This is a genomic window from Monashia sp. HAY1-5C, from assembly GCF_056755255.1.
Genome location: NZ_JBPGXG010000486.1, coordinates 1 through 257, shown reverse-complemented (window position 1 = coordinate 257; position 257 = coordinate 1). Strand labels below are relative to the sequence as shown.

1 protein-coding gene is annotated in these 257 nt (G+C 69.6%); it reads left to right on the top strand.

All coding sequences use genetic code 11. From position 1 onward, the window contains the following. Positions 1 to 90: 90 nt before the first annotated feature. Entirely contained in the window at positions 91 to 249 is a 159-nt protein-coding gene (locus tag ACR9ZK_RS22535; protein ID WP_481344155.1) for a hypothetical protein, read from the top strand. The last annotated feature ends 8 nt before the right edge of the window (positions 250 to 257 follow it).

Sequence of the window (257 nt, the reverse complement as noted above, 5' to 3'; positions counted from 1 at the left end):
CCCCCCCCCCCCCCCCCCCCCCCCCCCCCCCCCCCCCTCCCCACACCCCCACCCCCCCCCCAGATGTAGCTCCGTCTCGTGGGCTCGGAGATGTGTATAAGAGACAGCCTCGACGTAGGTCCGCCGAATGCCGGTGGCGTGCCCGACGTCCCGGAGACGGGTGCCGTGCTGCAGTCGTGCCTCCACCGGACCGAGGCCGACTCTGTCTCTTATACACATCTGACGCTGCCGACGACGGAGAGAGTGTAGATCTCGGT

What these genes read in the sequence shown, in the direction of transcription:
- ACR9ZK_RS22535 (WP_481344155.1), top strand. Translation starts at nt 91, where the DNA reads ATGTGTATAAGAGACAGCCTCGACGTAGGTCCGCCGAATGCCGGTGGC.